This window comes from Cytobacillus firmus DS1, assembly GCF_000565285.1.
Classification (GTDB): domain Bacteria; phylum Bacillota; class Bacilli; order Bacillales; family Cytobacillaceae; genus Cytobacillus; species Cytobacillus firmus_A.
The window spans coordinates 109,188-134,399 of sequence record NZ_APVL01000004.1; the positions used below are offsets into that span (position 1 = coordinate 109,188).

The window sequence follows — 25,212 nt, forward strand, 5'->3', positions numbered from 1 at the left end:
AGGGGGTATAAAATGGATGTCCCCTGTCGCGGATAGTAACCCATAAATACATAAAAGTGAGTATATTTTCTTTCCTCCATAGTTTTCAGAAGCTGTTTTATTATCTCAAAAATAAACCCTTTCTTTAAAGTGAATTTAGACTTTGACACAAATTAGTCATAAATTATTCTAAAAAAATTCACAAAAGAGTTTTAAAGTGTGATTTAATATACAGAGAAATGGTTTAGATTCATTTAGATAGTAAACAGTTTAAATACATTATTAATGGTAGAAAACTATTAGTATGATTATTATTCATCCAGGGTTCACCCTCGTTTTTTATCGTGAATATGGCTTTCAGGGCATTTATCCTTTATAGTAGGTGTAATGTTCACGATAAGGGATTAAGGAGGAAAAGATATGTCTGATTCACGGGCTTTGAGTGATGCTGCTTTTGAGAATAGAGAGCGAAGCCTTCAAAAAGATATACCTGAGACTACAGTTTGGAAAGACTTCCTTGCTCTTATCAAAATTGGCATTGTGAATTCCAATCTGATTACAACCTTCACCGGTCTTTGGCTTGCATTGCATTTTTCCGGAAACGGATTTTTCAATAATCTGGACTTGGTTCTTTATACGGTAATCGGCTCCTCATTGATTATTGCAGGCTCCTGCAGCTTAAATAATTATATTGACCGCGACATTGATCCATTAATGGAAAGGACAAAAGGGAGGCCAACTGTTACAGGGAAAGTGAACCCGGGCAAGGTGGCACTTTTGAGTTTTCTGCTTATTGGCCTTGGTACCGCCTTTTTAATGTTTACAACAGCAGCAGCAGTTGTAATTGGATTAATTGGTGTTTTCAGCTATGTTGTCCTATATACAATGTGGACGAAACGCAGGTTTGTTTCCAATACGATTGTAGGCAGCATTTCAGGGGCAGTTCCACCATTGATTGGGTGGGCCGCTGCGGATGGCAATCTTGACCCTATGGCTTGGATGCTGTTCGCTATCGTGTTTATCTGGCAGCCTCCTCATTTTTATGCACTGGCTATGAGAAGGGCGGAGGAATACCGGGCCGCGGGAGTTCCAATGCTCCCAGTTGTAAAAGGGTTTAAAACCACTAAAAGGCATATCTACATTTGGGTTGCAGCATTATTGCCGCTTCCGTTTCTTATGCCATCACTTGGATTGCCATTCATGATACTTGCTGGGGTTTTAAACATTGGCTGGTTATTGACTGGGTTATATGCAAGGAAGTTTAATGATGATATTAAATGGGCTACATTAATGTTTGTATACTCCCTGCAATATCTGACCATCATGTTTGTAGCCATGGTAATTATCACACTTATTTAACTTAGTTAGGAAATTCCTTCTTTCGTTAATAACGAGAGGGGATTTATCCATATTTTTTGATCAAACAATTCAAAAAATGAAATCTTTACGAAAGAGGGGTTTGATTAAGCTATGAAAAGGCTTGCAAAGTGGCGTCTTTTTTCTCTGTTTGCAATGATGGCGCTCATTCTTTCCGCTTGCTCCGGCAAACCGTATTTATCTACGCTTAAACCTGCCGGCGAAGTGGCGCAGACACAATTTGATTTGATGGTGTTAAGTACTGTAATAATGGTAGGAGTAATTGCGGTCGTAACAGTAATCTTCTTTATTGTTGTTTTTAAATTCCGCCGCAAGGACGACAGAATTCCAAAACAAGTTGAAGGAAGCCACAAACTGGAAATCATTTGGACTGTTATTCCTATTCTTTTGCTTCTTATTCTTGCTGTACCGACAGTTTCAGCTACCTTTAAGCTTGCTGATGTAGGCCCAATGGAAAAAAAGAATGAAGAAGGCAAAACAGATGCACTTGTTGTTAATGTGCGTGCAAACTTATACTGGTGGGAATTTGAGTATCCAAACCAGGAAATTATCACTGGCCAGGAATTAGTTGTGCCAACGGATGAAAAAGTTTATTTCAATCTTATTGCTTCTGATGTTAAGCACTCCTTCTGGATACCTGCTGTAGGCGGTAAGCTGGATACAAACACGGACAACGTGAATAAGTTCTGGCTGAAGTTTGACAGTGAAAAGGCTGCAGAAGCCGATAATTACTTTTATGGAAAATGTGCTGAGCTTTGCGGTCCTTCCCATGCATTAATGGATTTCAAAGTTAAAGCGGTTCCACGTGATGAATTCGATCAATGGGCAACTGCAATGGCAGAAGTAAAAGAACCTAAAAAGGCAGAGACAGATCTGGCACAAGCTGGTCAGGAAGTCTTCAATAACAGCTGTATCGGCTGTCATGCTGTAACACCGGCAAACACTGCTCCTGAAGCAGCTCGTTTAGCTCCTAACTTAACAAACTTCGGTGATCGTGACCGTATAGCCGGTATCCTTGATCATACTGAAGAAGATCTTAAGGATTGGTTAAGAGATCCGGAAACATTCAAACCTGGAAATAAAATGACAGGTACTTATGGTGAATTGTCTGAAGAAGAGCTTGATGCCCTGACAGAATATTTAATGGGCTTAAAGGTTATGGAACAATAGGGGATTTTTTGAAAAGGGAGGTAAAATTGTGAGTACCTTAGCACAAAAAAAAGGTTTCGGAGCGGTTTTATGGGATTACTTAACAACGGTTGATCATAAAAAAATCGCAATCCTTTATCTTATAGCTGGCGGATTTTTCTTCTTGCTTGGCGGATTGGAAGCCATGTTCATCCGTATCCAGCTTGCAGTACCAAATAATGACTTTGTAAGTGCCGGATTGTATAATGAAATTTTAACTATGCACGGTACAACGATGATCTTCTTGGCAGCTATGCCACTGATTTTTGCTTTTATGAATGCTGTTATGCCGCTTCAGATCGGTGCGCGTGACGTTGCATTCCCATTCTTGAACTCTTTAGGATTCTGGCTGTTTTTCTTTGGCGGAGTTTTCTTGAACCTATCATGGTTCTTAGGCGGAGCTCCTGATGCCGGCTGGACTTCTTATGCTTCTTTATCAATTGCTTCTGAAGGGCATGGGATCGACTTCTATGCACTTGGACTGCAGATATCAGGTGCTGGTACGTTAATCGGGGGTATCAACTTCCTTGTTACCATCATTAACATGCGTGCTCCTGGTATGACATACATGCGTATGCCTATGTTCACTTGGGCTACATTTGTTACATCAGCATTGATTTTATTTGCATTCCCTGCTTTAACAGTAGGATTATTCCTATTAATTTTCGACCGCATGTTTGGATCTAACTTTTTTGATCCTGCAATGGGTGGTAATACAATTATCTGGGAGCATTTCTTCTGGATTTTTGGACACCCTGAAGTTTACATCCTGGTATTGCCGGCTTTCGGTATTTTCTCCGAGATTTTTGCAATTTTCTCAAGAAAACGCCTTTTCGGATACTCTTCAATGGTATTCGCAACGGTTCTTATTGGCTTCTTAGGATTCATGGTATGGGCTCACCATATGTTTACAACTGGTATGGGGCCGATTGCAAACGCGATTTTTGCTGTTGCAACAATGGCAATTGCCGTACCGACTGGTATTAAGATCTTTAACTGGCTATTTACAATGTGGGGCGGAAGCATCACTTTTACAACACCGATGCTTTGGGCTATTGCCTTTATTCCTTCATTCGTAGCCGGAGGTGTTACTGGTGTTATGCTGGCGTCTGCTGCACAGGATTACCAGTACCATGACAGCTACTTTGTAGTTGCCCACTTCCATTATGTTATTGTCGGAGGTGTTGTGTTTGCATTATTTGCAGGTGCTCACCTATACTGGCCAAAAATGTTCGGTACAATGTTAAACGAATTCCTTGGAAAAATTACGTTCGTATTATTCTTTATTGGATTCCATTTAACATTCTTTATCCAGCATTTCCTTGGACTTTGGGGAATGCCGCGCCGTATTTTCACTTACCTTCCTGGACAGGGATTTGAAACGTCGAATATGGTAAGTACTGTAGGTGCTTTCTTCATGGCAGCTGCAGTAATCATCTTGTTAATAAATATTGTTATTACCAGCGTTAAAAATGAAAAAGTTGGCAATGATCCTTGGGGAGACGGCCGTACACTAGAATGGGCCATTCCATCACCGCCTCCATTCTATAACTTCAAGCAGCTTCCGCTTATTCGCGGCCTTGATGCATACTGGCTTGAAAAAATGGAAGGTAAAAAAGGCATGTCGCCTGCTGAGCCGCTTGGTGATATCCATATGCCAAACAACTCGTTCATTCCATTTGTGATTTCTTTCGGTTTATTTGTTGCTGCATTTGGTGCAATGTACCGCGCAGAACACAGCTGGGGTATCCCAGTACTAATCGTGGGTATGCTTATTACTCTAGGCTCCATGTTTGTGCGTTCTGTCAAAGATGATCATGGATACCACATTCATAAAGAAGATTTGGAAGACACTAATGATAAGGGGGTTAAGGCATAATGGCTACTGAGCAAAAAATGACTTATGAAACATGGCCTGCGTCGCCTGAAAAGCAAACCCTCGAAGCCAAGAACAAATTCTTAGGTTTCTGGTTTTTCCTTGGGGGAGAGACGGTTTTATTCGCCTCCCTTTTCGCCACTTACCTTGCTTTAAAAGACAAAGTACCTAGCAGTGACATGGCTCTTGCGAAAGACTTGTTTGAAATTCCACTGGCATTTATTATGACAATGCTGCTATTAACAAGCTCGCTCACAAGCGTATATGCTATGTATCACATGAAGAACTTCAACTTCAAAAAAATGCAGCTATGGCTTGGAATTACTGTTTTGCTTGGACTTGGATTCCTCGGTTTGGAAATTTACGAGTTCAATCACTATGTGCATGAATTCCATCATAGCTTCACAAGCAGTGCCTTTGGTTCAGCCTTCTACACGTTAGTTGGATTCCATGGTGCTCACGTGGCATTCGGTTTATTATGGATCACTACTTTGATGATCCGAAACAGCAAAAGAGGATTGAGCCTTTACAATGCTCCTAAGTTTTATGTCGCCAGCCTATACTGGCACTTTATCGACGTTGTATGGGTATTCATCTTCACAGTAGTATATTTAATGGGAATGGTGGGATAAACTGATGGCCAATCAACAACCAAACTCAGGTAACCCAAGAGTAGACATTGAATATAGACGCAAAAAAAGTGCAGAAGAGATGAGACATCAAGTTATCACGTTTGCACTAATGATCTTCCTGACAATTGTTGCGTTCGTAGCAGCAGGTTATGAAGGTTTCTCCGGATGGTTTATAGTGCCGTTCATCCTGATTCTTGCTCTTGTGCAAGTAATCTTCCAATTATATTATTTCATGCATATGAGCCACAAAGGTCATGAAGCACCGTCTTTGTTCTTATACTCAGGAGCATTTGTCGGATTTATCACAATCATTGCTTTCTTGACTGTTATTTGGTGGTAAGTTAAAAAGAAAATCGGCTGTTGGCCGATTTTCTTTTTATGTAATGAAGTATTTGCAATTAATACCCAATTTCCGATTTATTGAGATTGCAGACTGAAGAGAGTATAATAGTACTTGTCAATATCGCTTAGTATTGGGAACGTATAAGGCCGGTTGGGAATTATTTAATGAGGTGATAGCATGTCTTTGGAAATATTCGGTTTCCGTGCACTTTGGAGTCCATATTTCTTTTTATTTGTAGCAGTGATTCTTGCAGGCTACTTTATGTTAACAGTGAAGTATCGTGGAAAGTTCAATGATAGTGAGCCATTAACTAAAAGGCAGGGTGTGTATTTTACAATCGCTATGATTGTGTTGTATGCGATCAAAGGCTCTCCGCTGGATCTGATGGGCCATTTAATGTTTTATGCCCATATGATACAGATGGCTATCCTGTATTTAGTTGTTCCTCCCCTTGTAGTCATGGGAATCCCTCAGTGGGTGTGGAGAAGAGTGGTTAATCGCAAAGCTATTAAACCTGTATTCAGTATTTTTACAAAGCCATTAATCGCCATTATCCTGTTTAATGGAGTATTTTCTATATACCACATACCAGATGTTTTTGACGTGGTAAAAACGGATATGTTGTTTCATACTGTGTATACATCTGGCCTGTTTCTTCTGGCAATCTTTATGTGGTGGCCGACTATTAATGAGCTTCCTGAAATGGAGTCACTGGACGGCTTGAAAAAGGTGGGATACATTTTTGCAAATGGAGTTTTATTGACTCCTGCATGTGCTCTGATCATTTTTGCAGATACTCCAATGTACAGCACATATTCTGATCCAAATGCTTGGGCACAGGCCCTTCAGTTATGTGTTCCTTCTGCGACACTGGCAAGCCTCAATCTTAGCGGGCCGGAAATGTTCAATTCAATGTCACTTATACACGATCAGCAGCTTGGCGGGGTCATTATGAAGATAATCCAGGAAATTGTATATGGCTTTATTCTTGCGCAAATCTTCTATGCATGGTACAAAAAAGAACAGGAAATTACACCTTCAGAAGAAGAAACTATCCTAAATCCGCATTTAGTAAAATAAAGTGAAACTTCAATCAGTGGGGTGTTCTTTATCCCCACTGATTGCTAGTCGCGTTCTAGTGTCGCTAGGATCTCCGCTAGCGCTTCGATCAATCGACACTACGAACCAGATTGGTTCAACTAAGCCTCTGCCTGCGCCTCGGCAAGTTTCACTGTATCTCAACAATCGGGCCTTTACGGGCAGTTTGACCCCCACTTATCCTCCGTTGATTCCTCTGAGTCTTGAAGCGGGGGTGCCTACTGTCCGTTAGACTGCGATAAAAAATAAACTCCAGTCAGAGGCTGGAGTTTATTTTTTCGATAAAGTAATGATGGTGGCGTATTGCAATGATAATGCTCACATGGTATTAAATAAATATTGAACATTTAAGGAACTTTTATTAAAAGCTCATACTGTTTGTTGAAAAATATAGTACACTTTAATAAAATGAACTTTGTGATAAAAACACCTTGAAGATGCATTTTAAACTGATATTGGAGAGAGGAAGAATTTATGGAATACTCATTGCCTATACTCCCTACCATAAGCACAACCTTTATTGTTTTAAGTGCAATAACGGTTGCGATTGGTTGGGTGCAAATCAGCAAAAAAAAGCTTGAGGCTCATAAGAAAACAATGACTTTGGCTGCTGTGTTTGCTGTTATTTTCTTTATCATTTATGCCAGCAGAACTGTTTTTATCGGGAATACTGCATTTGGCGGCCCTGATGATATAAAAATTTATTATACGATTTTCTTAATTTTCCATATTACCCTGGCAACTGTTGGGGCAGTTTTAGGAATTATCTCGTTATATACGGGCTATAAAAATAAAGTGGCAGCACATAGGAAATTGGGACCGATAACTAGTGTGGTCTGGTTTTTTACTGGCATAACAGGTGTTGCAGTCTATCTGCTGCTGTACGTTTTCTACCATGGTGGAGAAACCACTTCAGTTATAAAAGCAATCCTGGGTACGTAACATGTTATGAGATGCCGCTGGCTGTTTAGCGGTATTTTTTTATGCCAAAAAATTATCCACTTCTAAATTAAAAGGACTTAATAAGTATATGGCGAATAGTTATAATGATATTTAATTGGGAGTGAATTTTGTGTCGGTAAGTAAATTAACAGAGAATGAATATCTTGAGGCGATGAAGCTTTCCATGTATGCCTTCCAGTACAATGTGCCTGAAGCTGATATCCCGGCCAGGATGGAACGTTTAAAAAATCATGCCATTTTTGGTATCCGGGAAGGGGAAAGTTTGGCTGCCAAACTTCACATCATCCCCCTTAAAGTTCATATTAATGGCTTTGAATGGGATATGGGAGGTATTGCTGGTGTGGCAACATATCCAGAATTCAGAAGAAAAGGGCATGTGAGCAGCCTGATCAAGCACGCTTTAGCCGAGATGAACAATAAGGGTCAGCTATTTTCATTTTTGCATCCATTCGATATTTCTTTCTATCGGAAATACGGATGGGAGATATTCACTGAATATAAGAAAACGCTTATTAAGAAAATAGATTTAAAAATGACGGGAAAACCTTCAGGGACCATTAAGCGATTTACTAAGAACCAGCACACATTAACCATCGAAAAGATTTATAAGGAATATATGCAGCGTTATTCAGGAGGGCTTGTAAGAGACTCATACTGGTGGGAGAACTTTGTGTATTCTGATTGCCAGATTGCAGTGTATTTTAACGACTCAGGTGAAGGACAGGGCTATATATTATTTAAGGTAAAAGACAATAAAATGGATATCGAAGAATTCGCAGCTCTAAATCAGGAAGCCAGAGTGAATTTATGGAACTTTATCTGTCAGCATGATTCAATGGTTGAGGAAGTAAAGATCATTACATCAGTACACGATCCATTTCCTTATTACCTGTATCAGCCTAATTTAAAAATGGAGGTTTTTCCGTACTTTATGGGGAGAATCGTCAATGCTGGAAAGTGTCTCGGCCAATATTCTTTCAATGAAAATAGTGAAAATGTCTTTCTGCATATTGAGGATCCCCATGCACCATGGAATAATGGAAGCTACCTAATTGCTGACGAAGGTGTCAGGGTGTTTAAAGAGAAAGTAGGAAGCCAATGCACAAACGCTCCAGCACGAGGCCTGCATATGTCTATCAATGCTTTTTCAGCGATTATAATTGGCTATAAGAGGCCAATGGAGTTATATGATCTAGGTGAAATTAAAGGTCCAAGAAATGATGCAGAAATACTTGAAAGAAAAATTCCTGTGCAAAAGTCCTTTTTCTATGACTTTTTTTAAGGAAACTCAGTTCAGATGTTTGCAGGAAAGAAAAAGCGTCCAGGCGGACGCTTTTTTACTTTTTATTAAGTTTATATTTTGAAATTCATCTTAATAAGTCCTGCTTCTTTTGCCGAATTAAAGGCAATGATCAGTAATGGGCCAATGATGAAGCCCAGTATCCCAATGAGTTTCAGCCCTAGATACATAGCTATTAGTGTGGCGAGCGGAGATAGCCCTATATGGGTGCCCATTACCTTTGGCTCAACTGTTCTGCGGATAATTAAGAGGACGGCTGCAAGAATTGCCAATTGTGTCCCCATAGCTACATCTCCTGTCAGTAAATGAAACATTGCCCATGGGCCAACAATGACAATGGAGCCAATAATAGGGATAAAGTCAATAACCCAAATGATTATAGACATAATCAATGCCATTTCTGGATTGATGAATAATAATCCAATCAGGGAAACGATGAAGATAATCACACTTACAAGGAATTGAGCCTTGAAAAAGCCAAATCCGACATAAGAAAGCCGTGAGGTCATAAACTTGACTTTATCTGCAGTTTTTTCTGTAAGGTGATTATACAAACCTTTCCTTAATCGCGGCAGATCTATTAAAAACAAAAATAAGGCAATCAAATATACGATGAAACTGACAAGATAGTTCGGGATGTTTGTCAGAAGTGCTTTTAAGCTATCAATATTTACGTATGCGACAAGGTCATCCTTCGTTTTATTCAAAAAGGATTGAATCTGGATACTTATTTCATTAACAAGGTCTTTAGGAAGGTCTTTGGCAGCATTTGAAAAGTCCGCTTCTGCCCTGAGCCATGCTTTTGTAATTTCATTAATGTACATAGGAGCATTTTCAACAAGTTTAATGGCTTCAGTTATTACTTTTGTCGTAATAAAGTAGCCTGATAATCCAATGAAGAGGACAAATCCGAGAAAAGTAATCAGCACAGATATTCTTCGGCTTATTTTTATTTTTTTTTGCAGCAGTTTCACAGCTGGTTCTAGGATTAATGCTGTAATAAAAGCAATAACCAGAGGAACAGAAACAGGCAAAATGAAATAAAAAAGGACAGTTATAAGAATTACAGCAATCAATATTAATAAAAAGCGTTTCGTGAATATTGCAGACAAAATAAATCCCCTTCCCAATTATGTTAACCATCAAAAGACCGTAACACTTTGTTTATATTATGCATTAAATATCATAAAAACTAAAAATAAAACGGTTTAAAGCTGAGAGATTATTGCCCTTATATAAAAAATCGTAAAGAAAGAAGTGAAAGGAAGATGCATAACGATCATCTTGACTTCGAGACGATTCAGGCAGCCAGTGATATAATCTCCGCAATTGTAGAATCCAGCCTGGAGGAAAGAAAAAGTGTCATTCCTCTTAAGCATGAAAGATTTACTTTCTTTAAGAGAAAAGAAGAACCGATCTCCATAACTTTCAGAAACACTGAAGTATACTTAAAAATTAAGCTTAACATAGTAAAAGGAAAAAATATCTTGGAGGAAACTCTCAGGATTCAGAAAGAAATCAAGGATGAAATTGTTCATTTAACAGGACTGAAGGTTAAAAGAGTAGATCTCTCAGTTCAAAAAATTATATCTGCAGGAAACGCTCTTTCAGAAAACTAAATTTTGCAGATCTAAAGTTAATGTAAAAAAGACGCATGAGGTTCATGCGTCTTTTCCATGCAGAAAATAAATTCAGTAATCAAAATGTTAGACAAAATTATTCAGCGAATTGGTCAATCTCTGCTTTGATCTCATTTAGCGTTTTTTCGCACTGACTTACTAATGATTTAGGGAAGCTTTCGCCTTCACCGTATTCTACCCCATGCGGATAATAATGTTTGCCCAGCAGCGGTGTCATAAGCTGGATAGTTGCTCTATGAGCTCCTACATCTCCTTCAGCCGCATATCCAAATACACGAAGGTAAAAAACACCCTCTTTTAATTCGAATTTACGGTCATATGTAACTCTTTCATAATCCCATTGCCCTTCGCGGACCAGGCCGTGAGAAAGCATTACTTCATCTAAGCGGGTTAAGTCTGCTTTTTTATTTTCCAGACCCGTGTTTTCAAATTTCATAATTGTCCCTCCTGAAAACATCCATGGTTCTGATGAACGATCCATGCATAATTTTAACAAGTTTATCTCAAATTTAATAATAGTAGAAAAAAGCATAACTTGCAACGGATTCATGTAAGAAAACATCCTTCTCTAAAGAACGTTTGCTGAAATACCGTAATTTAACGTCTGACTGGCATATCTTGAGCAGCTGAAACTCTCAGCTGCCCAACTGTGAAAGGGGAAGCGTCAATTGCAGAAATACAAAGCCATCAGTATCTTCTTTTTTCTAATATTTTTTACACCACAGTCTGCAGGTGCTGCAGCAGATTACAGAGTTGAGCAAAAGGATACTCTTTGGGAAATTGCCCTAAGATTTCAGAAAGATCTGCAGGAAATTATTTATAGCAATCCTCAGATAGAAAATCCTGATTTAATTTTTCCAGGTGAAATTATTGTCATTCCCGACCATGGAAAGAAGTTTGCTATCCCAAAAATGGATGAAAATGAAAATGAGCTTATGAGGCTCGCTAACGAAAAACGAAGGGAATTAAGGCTAAAACCATTGTCTGTAGATATGAAGCTGAATGTTGCAGCCCAAAAAAAGTCTTTAGATATGATGAAATTACAATATGTTTCACATAATTCTCCTACATATGGAAATCCTACAGAAATGTTAAGGAATCAGCAAATTTCTTTTCTGACCGTAAAGGAGAATATCGGGGCGGGCTATAAAACAGCTGATGAAATGTTTGATGCCTGGATGAATTCCGCAGTCCACCGTGAAAATATTCTAAACAAAAAGGCAACTCATATTGGTTCAGGATATATTCAAGGAGGCCTGCACGGTCACTATTGGACCATATTCATTGTTGAAAAAAATTAAGGAGGATAAAAAATGGAAAAAATCCGCGATATTATGACAGACCAGGTTGAAAGCTGTTCTCTATTGGACAATGTTTATGAAGTGGCAGTTAAGATGAAAGAATTAAACGTAGGGGCTATCCCGATTGTGGATAGTGAAAAGCTCGTCGGAATGATTACTGACCGGGATATCGTTCTTCGCTGTGTAGCAGAAAAACACCCTGCTTCATCTAAGGTAGAAGATATTATGAGCAGCCATTTAGTAACTGTATCGAGGGATACAGAGGCTCGGGAAGCAGCCCGTTTGATGGCAGAACATCAAATTCGCAGGCTTCCTGTTGTGGAAGGTGACAAGCTTGTTGGGATCGTATCACTAGGTGACTTTGCCGTGCGCCATTTAACAGATGACCAGGCTGGAGAAGCCCTTACTGATATTTCTAAACACGAAACTGAAGCACAGCATTAAGAGGACACCATCAGGGTGTTCTTTTTTTTGAAAGGTAAGAAAGTATAAAATTTTGAACGTCTATAACTGTCTAGCGCAAGCAGCCTGCCCCCTCGAGGTCACAAGCCTGTCTAGTTGCGGGTCCTAGGGACTCGGGGTCATAAGCCATTTCCTTTCAGAAGGAAGAACGCCTTCTTACAGGAACTGTCTTATGCCTGAGGCCCGCAGGACAAGGAAGGCTTCGTCAGCATAATCATCGCACGACCAAAAGCGACAGCTTTTGGGAGGATGGGGGTCATGCAGACGTTGCCACAGGACGTGGCGTTCTTAGTCTGCGTTCATTCGTGGGCAAGGCGCTTGCGCTTTTCTTACAGCAAAGGCTGCTGCATGCAGAACTTATTGAAAATAATAGATAAACAATACACCTAATGGTATGATTAATAGTATATATGCAATGATTTCATTCAGGTTCCATTTAGCAGAACGGCTGCATGTTATACTTTTAATTGCCTTAAATACAGCAGGTAAACGAAGGGAGGTACGGTTCTCTGCGAGCACTTTTCCGAATTTTAGTATTGATTTGCATTTTTCTGGCAGCAGGCTTTTACATCGATATTGGGCGTAAAGAAAAAGGGGAAATACTTGTCAGTCAGGAAAATACAATTAAGGATATAAATAATAAGGAAAATAACTTATCCTCCAATACGGGGTTCCCTGAAAAGGGTGTCGCATCACTAATGGGGAAATCGGCTGGGGAGCTTAAAGAAAGTTTGGGAGAGCCGTCCAGAATAGATCCTTCTTTTTATGGCTACGATTGGTGGATATACGATAAAAGCAGCACTGAGTATATTCAGGCTGGCGTCAGCAATAATAAAGTGGTTAGTTTGTTTGCGACAGGTGAAGATACAGACATTCATCCTTTCAAAATAGGGCAGCCCATTGGTGAATTATATTCATCCGTCTTTTTTGAAACAGAATTTAGTCTTAAAGTAAATGACAGCTCATACCGTTTCGAATTATCTGAAGATGACCTCAACACAAGGCCGCTTGTTATGGTTGATGAGTATTTTGCACAGCTGAATATCGATAGATTTACAGGGACGCTATCCAGTGTGAGGTTAATGGATGCAGCCACTTTGATAAAGCTTCGCCCGTATGAAATGGTTTACCGTGGTGAATTATTGGAGCCCCCCTTGCCTTCTCCTGCCTTTGCAGAAGATGTGGAGAGAGCGAAAGAGAAGCAAATTTTCGACATCACCAATGTCATAAGAGTCAGGCATCATATACAGCCGCTGATATGGGATGATCTGATTGCATCAGCAGCATTGGCTCATAGTAAAGATATGTATGAATCCAATGTCTTTTCTCATACTTCTAAAACTAACGGCGATTTGACTGACCGTCTTAAAGCTGGGGAGGTCTCATATGAGGCTGCAGGGGAGAACATAGCTGCAAATTATACGGATGCGCCCGCTGTAGTTGAAGGGTGGCTTAACAGCAAAGGCCATCGGGATAGTCTGCTGAATGAAGAATTTACACATCTTGGAGTTGGTGTTTATAAAAAGCATTACACGCAAAATTTCATAAAAAAAGCTGATGGAGTAGCTGAAAAATGAAAAAGAGCCTAAATTATGGCTCTTTTTTACTATTAACAATCTGAATTCGCCCAACCTGAAAAAAGTCATCCTTCCAATTTCCATACAAGTGAACAGGGTCACCGATCTTGACAGAAGGAATTGAAGTATTATTCATTAAAGGAGTAATTTTTTTTATATTTGAATGTTTGAAGCCCTTTGTTTGGACGGTCAATTCAAGAACATGAACATCGCGGCTGTAATTATAGCGCTGCCTGCTCTCGCTTAGATGGACGACTTCGCCGGAAATGATGGCCTCCTCGGAAACATCTGCCAGGCTCCTCCACTTCTCATAACCCTCCCGCATTTCCTTTTTTGTCAGCCAAAAAAAATAAAGGCAAATTATTGGTATAACGATAGCGGTGACCATCTTCCCACCTGCCTTTAATTATTTACATTTTTCTTTTCGATGATAAAAAAGCTGCCTGTTGCCTGTGCAATTTTTCTTCCATCCGACCGGATTACATCTGCAGATAATACCATGCTTTTTGTTCCCTTATGGTCAATTGTCGCTCTGCATGTTACGTGTTCCCCTTTGCCGACTGCAAGATAATGAATATTTAACTGAGTCGTAACAGCACCAAAGCCTTCAGGAAGCAGTGAATCCGCAAGTGTTCCCATCGCAGAATCAATAATTGTTGCGGTTATTCCCCCATGTAGAATTCCGAGCGGATTATTGACGATCTTACTTAAAGGAACTGTCAATGTGCACTCATCTTCAGTTATGTGCCTTTCCATATGAAGCAGACCGCCAATATAAGAGCTGTTTTGACCGGTTTGTCTTTTATGAAAACCTAATAGCAGGGATTCTAAAGCGGTTAATTCTTCGTCAGTCGCATTCCTGGTGCACTGATCAAATAATTCCATAAGATCTCTATTCATTATTATTCACCTTTCAATATCTTTCTGCATTCATATATTATCATTAATGGCTGAATTTTTGAATTTTAATGGATCAATAAAACAGAGATTCATATTCACCTTTTTCATTCATATTCATATGGTATTATAGGCATTTGCATTAGAACGAGGTGATATTGCATGTCCAAAACGAAGCTTCATCCCTCTGTTGAAAAGTTTAAAGAGTTTGTTAAACAGAACCCCCGGATCATCAAAGAAGTCAGGGATGGAAATACAACATGGCAGGAATTATATGAGGATTGGTATTTGCTTGGGGAAGAAGATTCAAGGTGGGATTCCTTTAGAGAAAACAATGATAATACACAAAAGCCCGAAGAGAAAAAAAGTGACTGGATGGGCAGTATCATGGGTACTCTTAAGCAAATGGATGCGAATCAAATGCAGGGGTACATTACTAATCTCAGCCAGGCACTTTCAGCTGTTCAGGGGGTTATTTCGCAATTTCAGGGCGGCGGCCAGAAACCATCAGGAGGCTCCAAGTCAAGTATGACTAAACCAGCCAGCCCTTTTACATTTAAAAAGGATTAAGGGGTTAATCAGATGAGAAAAGATATCGTCGAGTATCTTGAACAAAAGCAGGAGCTTAAGCAATTTATCCGTGAGCAGCCTCATTGGTATAGAAAACTGAGCAGAAACCCGAACGAAATTCAATCCCTGGAAGTGGCTGCACTGCACTATTATAAAAAAACAATTCCCCACCAGGTTGAAAAATTCACGAATGGAGTGCAAATGGCCTCCATGATGATGAGCATGTTTCAGGCCATGAATTCTCAATCCAGTTAGGAAGCTTTCTCACACAAGAGAGAGCTTTTTATTTGTTATAGAGTAAAAATTAGCAGCCGGGCAAACACTAACTTTATTAGAGCTTTACGGAAGAAATCCTAAAGGAGTGTAAATAATGAAAAGGCAAAATTTAATCTTTATATTGCTGGTTATTTTTATTCTTGCAGCGTGCCAGAAAGATATTCCAGAGCCCGAAACAAAAGCGGAAACCAGTTCTCCGGTGAATACAGTTAAAGCTGAAACGCTATTGCCAGTTTCAGGTGTGGAAAGCTCAGCCAAGGATCCTTTTTTTGTAAGGCATCAAATAAAAGGAAAAGACGTTTTTGTTGAATGTATTGTGCAGGATGTGTCCTTTAGAAAGCAGAGCAGCAAAGAAAAAGGCAAAATTCTGCTGTATATAAACGGAAAGAAGAAGGATGAAATTCATTCAGCTGCTTTTATTATCAAAGGGCTTCCTTCAGGCAAACATCGGATCGGACTGGAACTAGTTAAAGGCAACAGTGCTGAAGCCTCTTTGAAAAGAGATTTTTTTGTGCTGATCCCTTAGTCTACTTGCTTTAGCTTTAAACCGTTTCATGATAAAATAAGAAACGGAGGTGGGCTATTTTGCTTGCTACATTAGAAAGAATGGCTATTTTGGACAAAGCTGACGAACTTGCAGCGATGATTACAGAATCTGAAGAAGCGGAACATTACCGCAAAAGTTTATATAAATTAAAGAACAGCCGTGAAACTCAAAGGAAGATACAGGATTTTATCAAAATGAAAGAACTGTATGAAGAAGTTCAGCGATTCGGCAAGTATCATCCGGAGTACAAGAGGGTGATGATGTCAATTAGGGAGCTAAAGCGCGACATGGACATGGACATCCATGTTGCGGAATTCAGAAGAGCAGAGACCGGCCTGCAAACCCTCCTGGATGAGGTAAGCATGCTGATAGGACGTTCTGTGTCAGAACATATTAAAGTTCCCACCGGCAATCCCTTCTTTGAATCAAGCTGCGGAGGAGGCTGCGGTTCTGGAGGCAGCTGCGGCTGTTCTTAGAAAAGGGAAGTTCCCCGCCCGCAGAGGCAGCGTACAAAACCAGCTAATGCTGGTTTTTTCTTTTTAAATAAAATACGCAGTTTGAACCTTCCCATTGAAAACTGTTATTTTTCTATGCTAGACTAAATAAAACAAACGATCACTGAAGGGGAAAACTATATGCTTGGTCAAAGGCAAGGAATAATCGTATGGCTTTATTCTTTAAAGCAGGCAAAAATGTTAAGAAGATTTGGAAATGTCCATTATGTTTCAAAACGGCTCAAATATGTAGTGCTATACTGTGACCTTGCCGATACGGAAACCATTATGGAGAAGATAAATTCATATTCTTTTGTTAAAAAAGTGGAACCATCCTATAAGCCGTTCCTAAAAACGGAATTTGAAAATTCCAAACCGGACAAGGCTAAAGAATATGATTATAAAATGGGAATTTAAAAAGGCGTGAGCAAAAGCTCATGCCTTTTTCTCATTTAATGCAAAGGTGCAATAAAATGATTAAGCCTTAAAATTCCAATCAAATATTGATAATATAATTCCTTTTCATTAAAAATAACAGAAGGCTTTACTGTCAGCTGAATAATTTCTTTATCCAGCTCTTTCGCAGCATCCTCGAATAAATCATACCTTTTATTTGGCGCTGACTTTGGATTCGGTATCCCTTCACGGCATATATATAACGGCTGAAATTCTCCCGGGTCTGTCGGCTTCAATATGACTGCCAGGGATGTCATTTCTTTATTATTGATGCTCGTATGGAATGCGGCCATGTGGGACAGTCGATGCTTGTTCGCCCGTGCAATTTCAATTAATTCATAAATATCTGAGTATCCCTCGCCAAGTTCTATAAAACGCTGTATCAAAATTAAAACCTCCTTAAAACTCATAGCATTCACTTCTTAAATACTTTTTGTCCATCCATACTTTATCATTTTCAAGATGAAAATAGAATGGAAAAAAATCATAAAATTTATAAAAATTAATGTGACTGATGACCTTCCCTTTGGTATTGTTAGGTTAAAAGAAAAATGACTAAGAGGGCATAGCAATGTGGAAGGCACCTTTATTAATTTTTTTAATTTTGTCTGGAACTATTTCAGGTATGCTGCTGTGGCAGTGGCAGTCTTATTCTGAGCGTGCGATTGCCTTGGAGAGTTCCGAGGTGATTACACAGGAAATCACAGTTGAAACGCATCTGAAAGAACTAAAAATCACTCAAAAGTTATACGGACTCATGGCCCGAAAAGAATATAGGCTTGATATCCCCGATACTCTATATAAATGGAACTGCAAAAGTGGAACAGGAAAAGCCTGTGATTCAGCAGACGAAAGTACTTATACATTTTTTTCTGCTGATGATCAGATGATATTTGAATATACGGTACCGATAGATGAAAAGAAAAAAGCATTCTTATTAACTGATTGGTTTGTAAAAGTACCCGGAATAAAGGCTGAAGGCTTGTCCATTTCAATTTCGGATTCTTTGAAAAGAGAGGGTTCATGGGCTGCGGGAATCAGACTAAAAGGCCAAAAGAAATTAGATCATATCGATTTTTATTATTTCGAGGGCTATGGAAATGTTCCATCACTTTACTGGCAAAAGGAAACGCTTTTAAAGACAGCTATAAACAACGCAGATGCATATACAGCAGATACTCAGGCAGCCAGCTTGGATTTTAAGGGACTGAATGACATCGGAAATTTTCCATTTATGTCGATTATTCTTACAGATCACTATCCTGAATATACGGATGAAACGATCCTGATTGCTTCTCCAAACATTAAAGTCGACCAGCTGGAAAAAAGGCTTATAGCTTTGCAATTATACAGAAAGTTCGCAGATGACTCTTCTGACTGGATTATTGATGCTTTCACAGCAGGCATATTGGATTTAAAACCCGGCTCCGCGAAAGGAAGCATAGCCCTGAAGGAATTGCAGGGGGAGTTGACCGAAGATGAACTTAAAGATTTTCTGATAAATGTATTCCAGGCGGATTCTCTGAATGCAGAAAAGCTGGACAAGCTTTTAGGCAATGCTAAAGGTCTGCACACACAATTTTTCACGATGAATATCAAAAACGAAGCACCGCTTGTCCCGCTGTATTTTCAGGAAGAAAAAAAGGTGTGGGTGTCTGGTGCTGAGAAGGCGAGCATTAATTTAGTATATAGGGATGGGAAGATCTTTCTACCATTTACAGCCGCGATGCAGGCATTAGGATATGAAGTCAAGATCCTATCCGGCGAGGAAACGATGCTTGTGTCAAAAGGGAATAATAGTTATCGGTTTTATTTGAATAAAAATGTTTTTATCTATAATGAAGAAGACTATGGATTGCTTATAAATCCATTAACCAGGCAAAACGGAACTGTATGGATGGAAATCCAATGGTTTAAAACACTTTTCGGAGTGACTGCTGAAGAAAGAGAAGGCGGGATTCACCTGACGCCCTGACAGGACTTAATGAATTACAAAATAAAAAGCCCTGCAGTTAAACTGCAGGGTCCTTCTATATCCTTTTCAGGATAGAAGGCAAAGGGAGAGGAGAAACCGGAGGAAGAACTTATGGGGAAACGTAAGTCTTCTCCGCGGTTGGCAACAACATCCTTGAATAGATGCTGTTAATTACATTATTTCCACAATCCTCATGGATATACACTTCATACTATATTTTTTTCCAGCTGATGATTTCGCTTACAATTTGCCGGTTGGCTACAAATTGTAAGATATGGTAGGATAGGATAGAAAAAAACAGTTTTCCAATTCGGCAGTCTGGAAAATTGAAATATTGCAGGTTAGTGGTGATCGTATGCGAGTGGTATCGGGAACTAGAAAAGGGAAGATATTAAAAGCTGTTCCGGGCAGCTCAACCCGTCCGACTACTGATAAAGTAAAAGAAGCTATTTTTAATATAATAGGGCCTTATTTTGACGGTGGCCAAGGGCTTGATCTATTTGCGGGCAGCGGCGGACTTGGCATTGAAGCTTTGAGCAGAGGAGCGGACAAGGTTATTTTTGTGGATAGGGACGGAAAGGCCATTCAGACCATTCATGAAAATATTCGGAATTGCGATTTTGAAGAAAAGGCAGAAATATATCGAAATGATGCGGATCGTGCACTCAAGGCAATTTTAAAAAGAGATCTGGCTTTTGATTATATATTTCTCGATCCGCCATACCGCAAGCAGCAGCTGCTTAAGCTTCTCAAGGTAATTGATGAGAATAATCTGCTTTCGGAACAGGGAACAATTCTATGCGAACACGGGTCAGATGTGGAGCTGCCTGAAACTGTTGGAAGACTGGTTCAGCGGAAACATGAAAATTACGGGATCATTTCAATCTCTATTTACAGCTTGGCTGAATAATACATACTAGGAATGCTGATGGAAAAAATACATAATAAGAACATGACAGGGGGATAACAATGGGAGGCATCGCGGTTTGTCCAGGCAGCTTCGATCCAATTACATACGGCCATCTGGATATTATTAAGAGAGCGGCAAAGGTATTTGAACAGGTGTATGTAGTTGTGTTAAATAATTCTTCAAAAAAACCTCTTTTTAGTGTTGAAGAAAGAATTCAGCTGATAGAAGAAGTTACAAAGGATCTTAAGAATGTTAAAGTTGATTCGTTTCAGGGGCTGCTGATGGATTATGCAAAATCGGTAAATGCGAATGCTGTTATTCGAGGCCTTCGCGCAGTTTCTGATTTTGAATATGAAATGCAGATCACATCCATGAACAGAGTCTTAAATGATGAAGTGGAAACCTTTTTTATTATGACTAACAATCAATATTCGTTTTTAAGCTCAAGCATTGTGAAAGAAGTGGCAAAATATAACGGAGACATATCAGAACTGGTTCCTGACATTGTAGAAAAGGCTCTTAAAAACAAGTTTCAATAATGAATCAGAGGGGATATCCTTACCCGATGATTGTATGGGGTTTAACAAAACGGGTGCCTGATAGGTGGTACCCGTTTTGTTGTTACTTCCTATCCAAACGCCTGGCGAGCATTAAAGTATAAACAGAAAGTGCAAGTATAGTTATAAGCGGTCCAGAAGAGACGATTCCATCCATCAATTTACCGAGAAACGAGTATTTTTCAAAGAATCCGACCGGAATGGCATTTGATGGCTGCTCCGTATTGTAATAGCGTTCATAAATTGGCTGCCAAAGTATGAATGCATAAAAGGCAGCCGCAAAGCCATGAACAATTCTTGCAAAGAAGAAAGGCTTGAAATTTATATCAGTTTGTGCAAGGATGCTCGCCACCTGAGCCTGCACGCTGAATCCGCTGAAAGCGAGTATGAAACTGACAATGATGACCTGGTGCATTAATGTTGCCTGCTGAACCTGGCTCGTCATCTGGCTGCCAAGTGTTATTTCAAACAAGCCTGAAATGAACGGGATGCTTAATTCAGTTGGCAGGCTGAAAATTGACAATACGGCTTCTAAGCCTTTAGCTAGGAATGCTGTGATCCCAATGTGAAATAGGAGTTTGTTAATAACAGAGAATAAAATGATAAATCCGCCGATCATCAGAAGTGTTTGGATGGATGACATGACTGCATCTCCAAGAAGCTTGCCAATCGGACGATTGTCCTTTATTCTTGTCCGATGAAGAGCTGATAAGGCAGCCCGCAAAGATGGCTTTGACGTCCCTGCACCATGGGAGGGCTGCTTGGGTTTCTTTCCATAGAACCTCATTAATAAACCAACGGTAATGTTGCCGAGATAATGTGCCAGGGCCAATATAACCCCAAGCTTTGCGTTATTAAAAAAACCAACCGATACTGCACCGAATATAAACAAAGGATTTGAACAATTAGTAAAGGAAACCAGACGCTCAGCTTCTGTTTTTGAGAGCTGTCCTTCCTGCCGCAATCTAGCGGTCAGTTTTGCCCCGGCCGGATAGCCTGAAGCCATCCCCATTGCCCAAACAAACCCGCCAACTCCAGGTACTCTGAATAAAGGTCTCATCAAAGGTTCAAGGAGTACTCCAATGAATTTTACTACACCAAAGCCGATCAGCATTTCTGATACTATGAAGAAGGGCAGCAATGAAGGGAAGACAATTTCCCACCACATATCTAGTCCCCTGATGGATGCATCAACCGATTCCTGGGGGAATGAAATTAATGAGATGGCCATTAAGGTTACAGAGAGTGCAAGAGTAACCGTTTTTAATTTGGAACGAAACACGGACAAGCCTCCCTCAAGTTGTACTGACTGTGAAATGAATTTAAACAATGGTAAAATAAAGAAGCATTTGCATCTATATTTTTCTCCGGCCTTTTCATTTATTATTTCCTGAATCCGGAACAAATGAATACATTGATTATGCCTGTGCTGTCAAGTCTTGTCCCCATATAACTCAATATACTCATAGAACTTTAAAATAGACCATAGAATTAGGTACAGGCATATGTGAATTTTCACCTGAAAATTTTTATTGTATGCTTCCTTTGGAAATAAAAAGAATAGAATAAGCATAAGTTCGAATCGGCCATTGGCTTATAAGGGGGGAGTCTTTTGCAGCGTCCGAAAATAGGTTTGGCACTTGGTTCGGGAGGAGCTCGGGGATTCGCCCACCTGGGTGCGATCAAGGTCATGAAGGAAGCCGGCATACCGATTGATTATATTGCCGGCAGCAGCATGGGTGCCATGGTAGGCTGCTTTTATGGGGCAGGGCTGGATGTTGATCGTTTATATAAGCTCTCCAAAGCATTTAAAAGAAAGTATTATTTAGATTTTACAGTGCCTAAAATGGGTTTTGTGGCAGGGAAACGAGTAAAGGAACTGATTCGTATATTTACTCATGGAAAAAACCTCGAGGACCTCGATATTCCTGTCAATGTTGTGGCCACGGATTTAATGACTGGCGAAAAAATTGTTTTTAAAAGGGGTCCCATTTCTGATGCTGTTAGGGCAAGCATATCTATCCCGGGTATATTTGTGCCTGAAAGATTAAATGGCCGGCTTTTAGTGGACGGAGGAGTAGTGGACAGGGTTCCTGTGTCAGTTGTTAAGGAAATGGGAGCTGATATCATTATCGCTATCGATGTTTCACATGTTAAGACAAATGCGGAAATCACCTCAATTTATGACGTAATCATGCAAAGTCTGGATATCATGCAGATGGAGCTTGTCAGTCACCGTGAAATTGCTTCTGATTTTATGATCAAACCCAGGGTGGAAATGTATAGCTCCCGCGCCTTTACAAATATTGAAGAAATCATCAAAATTGGCGAAGAGGAAGCAAAAAAGCATATTGACAATATTCATCATTACATAACTAAATGGAAGGAGCATCCTGAATCATGAGAAGCAAATTTTATACCCGTTCCTTCTTGATTTTGGCAGTTATCCTTGTGGCCAGTTCGTTTTATTATCTGCCTTACTATGTATCAAAGCCGGGTATGGCAAAGGAACTCGAACCGATTATTGAGGTGGAAAACGGCTATGAAGAACAAGGAAGCTTCATGCTGACGACCGTAAGAATGGGCCGGGCGAATATATATGCATATATGGCTGCCAAATTCAGCACGTATCAGGATTTGTATCCTGTGGAAGAAATACGGTCCGAAAATGAAACAGATGAAGAGTATAATGTAAGGCAGCTTCATATGATGGCAACTTCCAAACTGGCTGCTATTGAAACTGCCTACAAAAAAGCCGGCCTGCCCATTCATTATCTTTATAATGGCGTGTATGTCCTTAATGTGCTGCCTGATATGCCTGCTGACGGCAAACTTCAGGCAGGTGACCGCATCTTTAAAGTGGACGACAGGGAGTTTAAATCCTCAGATGAATTTATCAGCGCTGTCTCCAATAAGCAGGAGGGCAGTGAAATAACACTAACTTTTGAACGACAGGATAAAACGATGGAAACCTCGATTCCTTTAAAAACACTTGAGGAAACAGGAAAACCTGGCGTGGGGATCACTCTCGTTGACGACAAAGAAATAGAGGTCGAACCGTCTGTAAATATTGACAGTGAAGAAATTGGCGGCCCTTCTGCCGGATTGATGTTTTCTCTTGAAATTTACAATCAGCTCATAAAAGAAGATTTGACGGGAGGCTATAAAATAGCCGGTACCGGAACAATCAATTCCGAAGGGACAGTCGGGAGAATAGGCGGGATCGAGCAAAAAATCGTAGCAGCAGACAAAGCAGGAGCAGAAATTTTCCTTGCGCCAAATGAAAATGGTGCAGAAGACTCCAATTACAAAGCAGCTGCTGCAACAGCCAAGGATATTAAGACCGATATGAAAATCGTTCCGGTGGATACTTTTGATGATGCAGTGGAATATTTAAGAAACCTGGATTAATATAACTTGCAGCCGGCAGCAAAAAGCCAGCGGCAATCGGGAGATGCCGCTGGCTTTTCTTTTAATCTGGAGTAATTAGTCTTGAAAAAAGAAGGCACATCAGAATTTAGTCAACCATAATAGGAGGCTGGTTAAATTCCTGCTGCATAAGATTTCGTTCCGCAGGAGCATTTATGCCCATTGCATATATCCGTGAGGCTTTGATATCCAAATGCAGCTGCTGTGCAGCATGTGATGAAATTCTTGATATCAGTGGAATCTTTAAGTCAGACTTATACTTGTTTAAATACTTCCTGCCATTCCTGGACATCCCCAAAAGACGAAGATATTCGGCTTTTAATGGTTTATTGGGCATCTCTGTTTTTTCTGTATTCGTAAGGATATGTACACAAGCCCGTTGTAGCCTTGTCCATGTGTACCTCTTTGTTTTGATCTTTTCCATGAATTGCTGAAAGCTTTCTGCCTGAATTGCTGCTGATAAAAACCTATGCTCCAGGCCTTCTTCCATTTCATAAATGCATCTTAACTGTTCCGGCTGTAGATGAATCAGTCGGAATTTTAAAAATGGCCAGTATTGTTCCCATTGATTAAATGCACCATACTCTTTTTTATATTGAAGTAAACCCTGATATGTAGTTTCCGGAACATATTGGCGAATGGCTTCAATTTCTCCATTCTCGGTAAAAAGTGCTTTTCTTATACTTGTCGCACTTGCTATAGATTCAGAAGAAAATTGTTCGTCATGGTATCCTGCACTTTTTCTTGCAACTGTAAACAGCTGCATAGATGAATTGATCCTGCGGGCTGAATTTAAATAATGAAATCCAAGAATGTTATTCGGTTTTGAAAGGTCAACCAATTCATCTTCAGGGTTCAGATCAAGAAATGCCAAGGATGTTGCTTTTGGATAGCTGACTCCAGCATCAAGGTGTACTCTGACCCTTTCCTGGTAGGCAGCATGATGTTTTCCGAGAAATGACAGCGTTTGGTGAAAGCTTTCCATATTGCCGGATTCACTCCCGAAGCATATGCTGCTGCAGCCGGCTGCTTCGAGTATGGATACTGCTCCGCTTGCGAAAATATCTGCCTGCTGAACAGCAAACTGGTAGGGAAGTTCAAATACAATATCTGCACCTGCCTTTAGTGCCATTTCTGTTCGTTTCCATTTTGAAACTAACGCTGGTTCTCCTCTCTGGAGAAAGTTGCCGCTCATGACCGCAATAATGGTTTCTGCACCTGAAATATTTTTGGCCTGCTCCAAATGGAAGGCATGGCCATTATGAAAAGGATTATATTCTACAATTACACCTGTTGCTTTCATATTGACATACTCCTCGAAAAGGTTTAAAAAGATATGTATTGGAAAAAGTATTAAAAGAAAAG

The 25,212-nt window shown here is 39.9% G+C and carries 29 protein-coding genes; 22 read left to right on the plus strand and 7 right to left on the minus strand.

Annotated features, from left to right (window positions below; all coding sequences use genetic code 11):
* Positions 1-399: 399 nt before the first annotated feature.
* From cyoE to PBF_RS06730, 8 genes are all read left to right on the plus strand, one after another.
* Positions 400-1,338 carry a heme o synthase gene (gene cyoE / locus PBF_RS06695; RefSeq protein ID WP_035328676.1) on the plus strand — a complete coding sequence of 313 codons (939 nt, stop codon included), beginning with the start codon at positions 400-402 and terminating at the stop codon, positions 1,336-1,338.
* A 111-nt stretch (positions 1,339-1,449) separates the two neighbouring features.
* Positions 1,450-2,526 (plus strand): cytochrome c oxidase subunit II, encoded by a 1,077-nt coding sequence (coxB, locus tag PBF_RS06700; RefSeq protein ID WP_035328679.1) that lies wholly within the window; start codon positions 1,450-1,452, stop codon positions 2,524-2,526.
* A 28-nt stretch (positions 2,527-2,554) separates the two neighbouring features.
* On the plus strand, positions 2,555-4,423 hold the full coding sequence (gene ctaD, locus PBF_RS06705; RefSeq protein WP_035328682.1) for a cytochrome c oxidase subunit I: 1,869 nt from the start codon (positions 2,555-2,557) through the stop codon (positions 4,421-4,423).
* Entirely contained in the window at positions 4,423-5,052 is a 630-nt protein-coding gene (locus PBF_RS06710) for a cytochrome (ubi)quinol oxidase subunit III (protein ID WP_035328684.1), read from the plus strand. The genes ctaD and PBF_RS06710 overlap by 1 nt, the downstream gene beginning before the upstream one ends.
* Before the next feature lie 4 nt (positions 5,053-5,056).
* Positions 5,057-5,392 carry a cytochrome c oxidase subunit IVB gene (ctaF, locus tag PBF_RS06715; RefSeq protein ID WP_035328686.1) on the plus strand — a complete coding sequence of 112 codons (336 nt, stop codon included), beginning with the start codon at positions 5,057-5,059 and terminating at the stop codon, positions 5,390-5,392.
* A 180-nt stretch (positions 5,393-5,572) separates the two neighbouring features.
* The gene (gene ctaG, locus PBF_RS06720; RefSeq protein WP_035328688.1) at positions 5,573-6,475 is read left to right on the plus strand and encodes a cytochrome c oxidase assembly factor CtaG; all 903 of its coding nucleotides are present in this window, start codon (positions 5,573-5,575) and stop codon (positions 6,473-6,475) included.
* A gap of 492 nt (positions 6,476-6,967) precedes the next feature.
* Positions 6,968-7,435, plus strand: coding sequence for a DUF420 domain-containing protein (locus PBF_RS06725; protein ID WP_035328690.1), 468 nt, complete (start codon positions 6,968-6,970; stop codon positions 7,433-7,435).
* Positions 7,436-7,565: 130 nt separating this feature from the next.
* The gene (locus PBF_RS06730; RefSeq protein ID WP_035328697.1) at positions 7,566-8,738 is read left to right on the plus strand and encodes a GNAT family N-acetyltransferase; all 1,173 of its coding nucleotides are present in this window, start codon (positions 7,566-7,568) and stop codon (positions 8,736-8,738) included.
* A 71-nt stretch (positions 8,739-8,809) separates the two neighbouring features.
* Here the strand turns inward: PBF_RS06730 and ytvI are convergent, their stop codons facing one another.
* Positions 8,810-9,868: a sporulation integral membrane protein YtvI gene (ytvI, locus tag PBF_RS06735; protein ID WP_035328699.1), complete on the minus strand. Its 1,059-nt coding sequence runs from the start codon at positions 9,866-9,868 to the stop codon at positions 8,810-8,812.
* A gap of 156 nt (positions 9,869-10,024) precedes the next feature.
* Between ytvI and PBF_RS06740 the strand changes: the two genes are divergently transcribed.
* The gene (locus tag PBF_RS06740; protein ID WP_035328701.1) at positions 10,025-10,375 is read left to right on the plus strand and encodes an Asp23/Gls24 family envelope stress response protein; all 351 of its coding nucleotides are present in this window, start codon (positions 10,025-10,027) and stop codon (positions 10,373-10,375) included.
* 97 nt (positions 10,376-10,472) lie between these two features.
* Here the strand turns inward: PBF_RS06740 and PBF_RS06745 are convergent, their stop codons facing one another.
* Positions 10,473-10,832 carry a YugN family protein gene (locus PBF_RS06745; protein WP_035328703.1) on the minus strand — a complete coding sequence of 120 codons (360 nt, stop codon included), beginning with the start codon at positions 10,830-10,832 and terminating at the stop codon, positions 10,473-10,475.
* A 232-nt stretch (positions 10,833-11,064) separates the two neighbouring features.
* On the opposite strand from PBF_RS06745, the gene PBF_RS06750 reads away from it, so the two are divergent.
* The 3 genes from PBF_RS06750 (at position 11,065) to PBF_RS06760 (ending at position 13,736) form a co-directional block, all read left to right on the plus strand.
* Positions 11,065-11,697: a CAP domain-containing protein gene (locus tag PBF_RS06750; RefSeq protein ID WP_035328705.1), complete on the plus strand. Its 633-nt coding sequence runs from the start codon at positions 11,065-11,067 to the stop codon at positions 11,695-11,697.
* A 12-nt stretch (positions 11,698-11,709) separates the two neighbouring features.
* Positions 11,710-12,141, plus strand: a complete 432-nt coding sequence (locus PBF_RS06755) for a CBS domain-containing protein (RefSeq protein ID WP_035328707.1) — start codon at positions 11,710-11,712, stop codon at positions 12,139-12,141.
* A 554-nt stretch (positions 12,142-12,695) separates the two neighbouring features.
* Positions 12,696-13,736, plus strand: a complete 1,041-nt coding sequence (locus tag PBF_RS06760) for a CAP domain-containing protein (protein WP_051488826.1) — start codon at positions 12,696-12,698, stop codon at positions 13,734-13,736.
* A 13-nt stretch (positions 13,737-13,749) separates the two neighbouring features.
* On the opposite strand, the gene PBF_RS06765 is transcribed toward PBF_RS06760, so the two are convergent.
* The gene (locus PBF_RS06765; protein ID WP_035328710.1) at positions 13,750-14,124 is read right to left on the minus strand and encodes a hypothetical protein; all 375 of its coding nucleotides are present in this window, start codon (positions 14,122-14,124) and stop codon (positions 13,750-13,752) included.
* Between the two features lie 14 nt (positions 14,125-14,138).
* Positions 14,139-14,636: a PaaI family thioesterase gene (locus tag PBF_RS06770; RefSeq protein WP_035328712.1), complete on the minus strand. Its 498-nt coding sequence runs from the start codon at positions 14,634-14,636 to the stop codon at positions 14,139-14,141.
* A gap of 159 nt (positions 14,637-14,795) precedes the next feature.
* Between PBF_RS06770 and PBF_RS06775 the strand changes: the two genes are divergently transcribed.
* The 5 genes from PBF_RS06775 to PBF_RS06795 all read left to right on the plus strand — a co-directional run bounded on the left by PBF_RS06775 (position 14,796) and on the right by PBF_RS06795 (position 16,937).
* Positions 14,796-15,203, plus strand: a complete 408-nt coding sequence (locus PBF_RS06775; protein WP_035328714.1) for a YlbD family protein — start codon at positions 14,796-14,798, stop codon at positions 15,201-15,203.
* Positions 15,204-15,215: 12 nt separating this feature from the next.
* Entirely contained in the window at positions 15,216-15,458 is a 243-nt protein-coding gene (locus PBF_RS06780) for a YlbE-like family protein (protein ID WP_035328716.1), read from the plus strand.
* 115 nt (positions 15,459-15,573) lie between these two features.
* On the plus strand, positions 15,574-16,005 hold the full coding sequence (locus tag PBF_RS06785; protein WP_035328718.1) for a hypothetical protein: 432 nt from the start codon (positions 15,574-15,576) through the stop codon (positions 16,003-16,005).
* A gap of 59 nt (positions 16,006-16,064) precedes the next feature.
* Entirely contained in the window at positions 16,065-16,502 is a 438-nt protein-coding gene (locus PBF_RS06790) for a YlbF family regulator (RefSeq protein ID WP_035328720.1), read from the plus strand.
* 159 nt (positions 16,503-16,661) lie between these two features.
* Positions 16,662-16,937 (plus strand): YlbG family protein, encoded by a 276-nt coding sequence (locus PBF_RS06795; protein WP_009330926.1) that lies wholly within the window; start codon positions 16,662-16,664, stop codon positions 16,935-16,937.
* 35 nt (positions 16,938-16,972) lie between these two features.
* Here the strand turns inward: PBF_RS06795 and PBF_RS06800 are convergent, their stop codons facing one another.
* Positions 16,973-17,362, minus strand: a complete 390-nt coding sequence (locus tag PBF_RS06800; RefSeq protein ID WP_035328723.1) for a DUF7147 family protein — start codon at positions 17,360-17,362, stop codon at positions 16,973-16,975.
* 185 nt (positions 17,363-17,547) lie between these two features.
* Here PBF_RS06800 and PBF_RS06805 point away from each other — a divergent pair, with 185 nt between their 5' ends.
* The 3 genes from PBF_RS06805 (at position 17,548) to coaD (ending at position 20,400) form a co-directional block, all read left to right on the plus strand.
* Complete coding sequence (locus PBF_RS06805; protein ID WP_035328725.1) at positions 17,548-18,951, plus strand: stalk domain-containing protein; 1,404 nt, start codon at positions 17,548-17,550, stop codon at positions 18,949-18,951.
* 355 nt (positions 18,952-19,306) lie between these two features.
* On the plus strand, positions 19,307-19,861 hold the full coding sequence (gene rsmD / locus PBF_RS06810) for a 16S rRNA (guanine(966)-N(2))-methyltransferase RsmD (protein WP_035328727.1): 555 nt from the start codon (positions 19,307-19,309) through the stop codon (positions 19,859-19,861).
* 59 nt (positions 19,862-19,920) lie between these two features.
* The gene (gene coaD / locus PBF_RS06815) at positions 19,921-20,400 is read left to right on the plus strand and encodes a pantetheine-phosphate adenylyltransferase (RefSeq protein WP_035328728.1); all 480 of its coding nucleotides are present in this window, start codon (positions 19,921-19,923) and stop codon (positions 20,398-20,400) included.
* An 82-nt stretch (positions 20,401-20,482) separates the two neighbouring features.
* On the opposite strand, the gene ylbJ is transcribed toward coaD, so the two are convergent.
* On the minus strand, positions 20,483-21,700 hold the full coding sequence (gene ylbJ, locus PBF_RS06820) for a sporulation integral membrane protein YlbJ (RefSeq protein WP_035328730.1): 1,218 nt from the start codon (positions 21,698-21,700) through the stop codon (positions 20,483-20,485).
* 330 nt (positions 21,701-22,030) lie between these two features.
* Here ylbJ and PBF_RS06825 point away from each other — a divergent pair, with 330 nt between their 5' ends.
* Both PBF_RS06825 and PBF_RS06830 read left to right on the plus strand, forming a co-directional pair.
* Positions 22,031-22,822 carry a patatin-like phospholipase family protein gene (locus PBF_RS06825; protein WP_035328732.1) on the plus strand — a complete coding sequence of 264 codons (792 nt, stop codon included), beginning with the start codon at positions 22,031-22,033 and terminating at the stop codon, positions 22,820-22,822.
* Positions 22,819-23,829: a SepM family pheromone-processing serine protease gene (locus tag PBF_RS06830; RefSeq protein ID WP_035328734.1), complete on the plus strand. Its 1,011-nt coding sequence runs from the start codon at positions 22,819-22,821 to the stop codon at positions 23,827-23,829. The genes PBF_RS06825 and PBF_RS06830 overlap by 4 nt, the downstream gene beginning before the upstream one ends.
* A gap of 106 nt (positions 23,830-23,935) precedes the next feature.
* Here the strand turns inward: PBF_RS06830 and PBF_RS06835 are convergent, their stop codons facing one another.
* Positions 23,936-25,150 (minus strand): nucleotidyltransferase, encoded by a 1,215-nt coding sequence (locus tag PBF_RS06835; protein ID WP_035328736.1) that lies wholly within the window; start codon positions 25,148-25,150, stop codon positions 23,936-23,938.
* Positions 25,151-25,212: the final 62 nt, after the last annotated feature.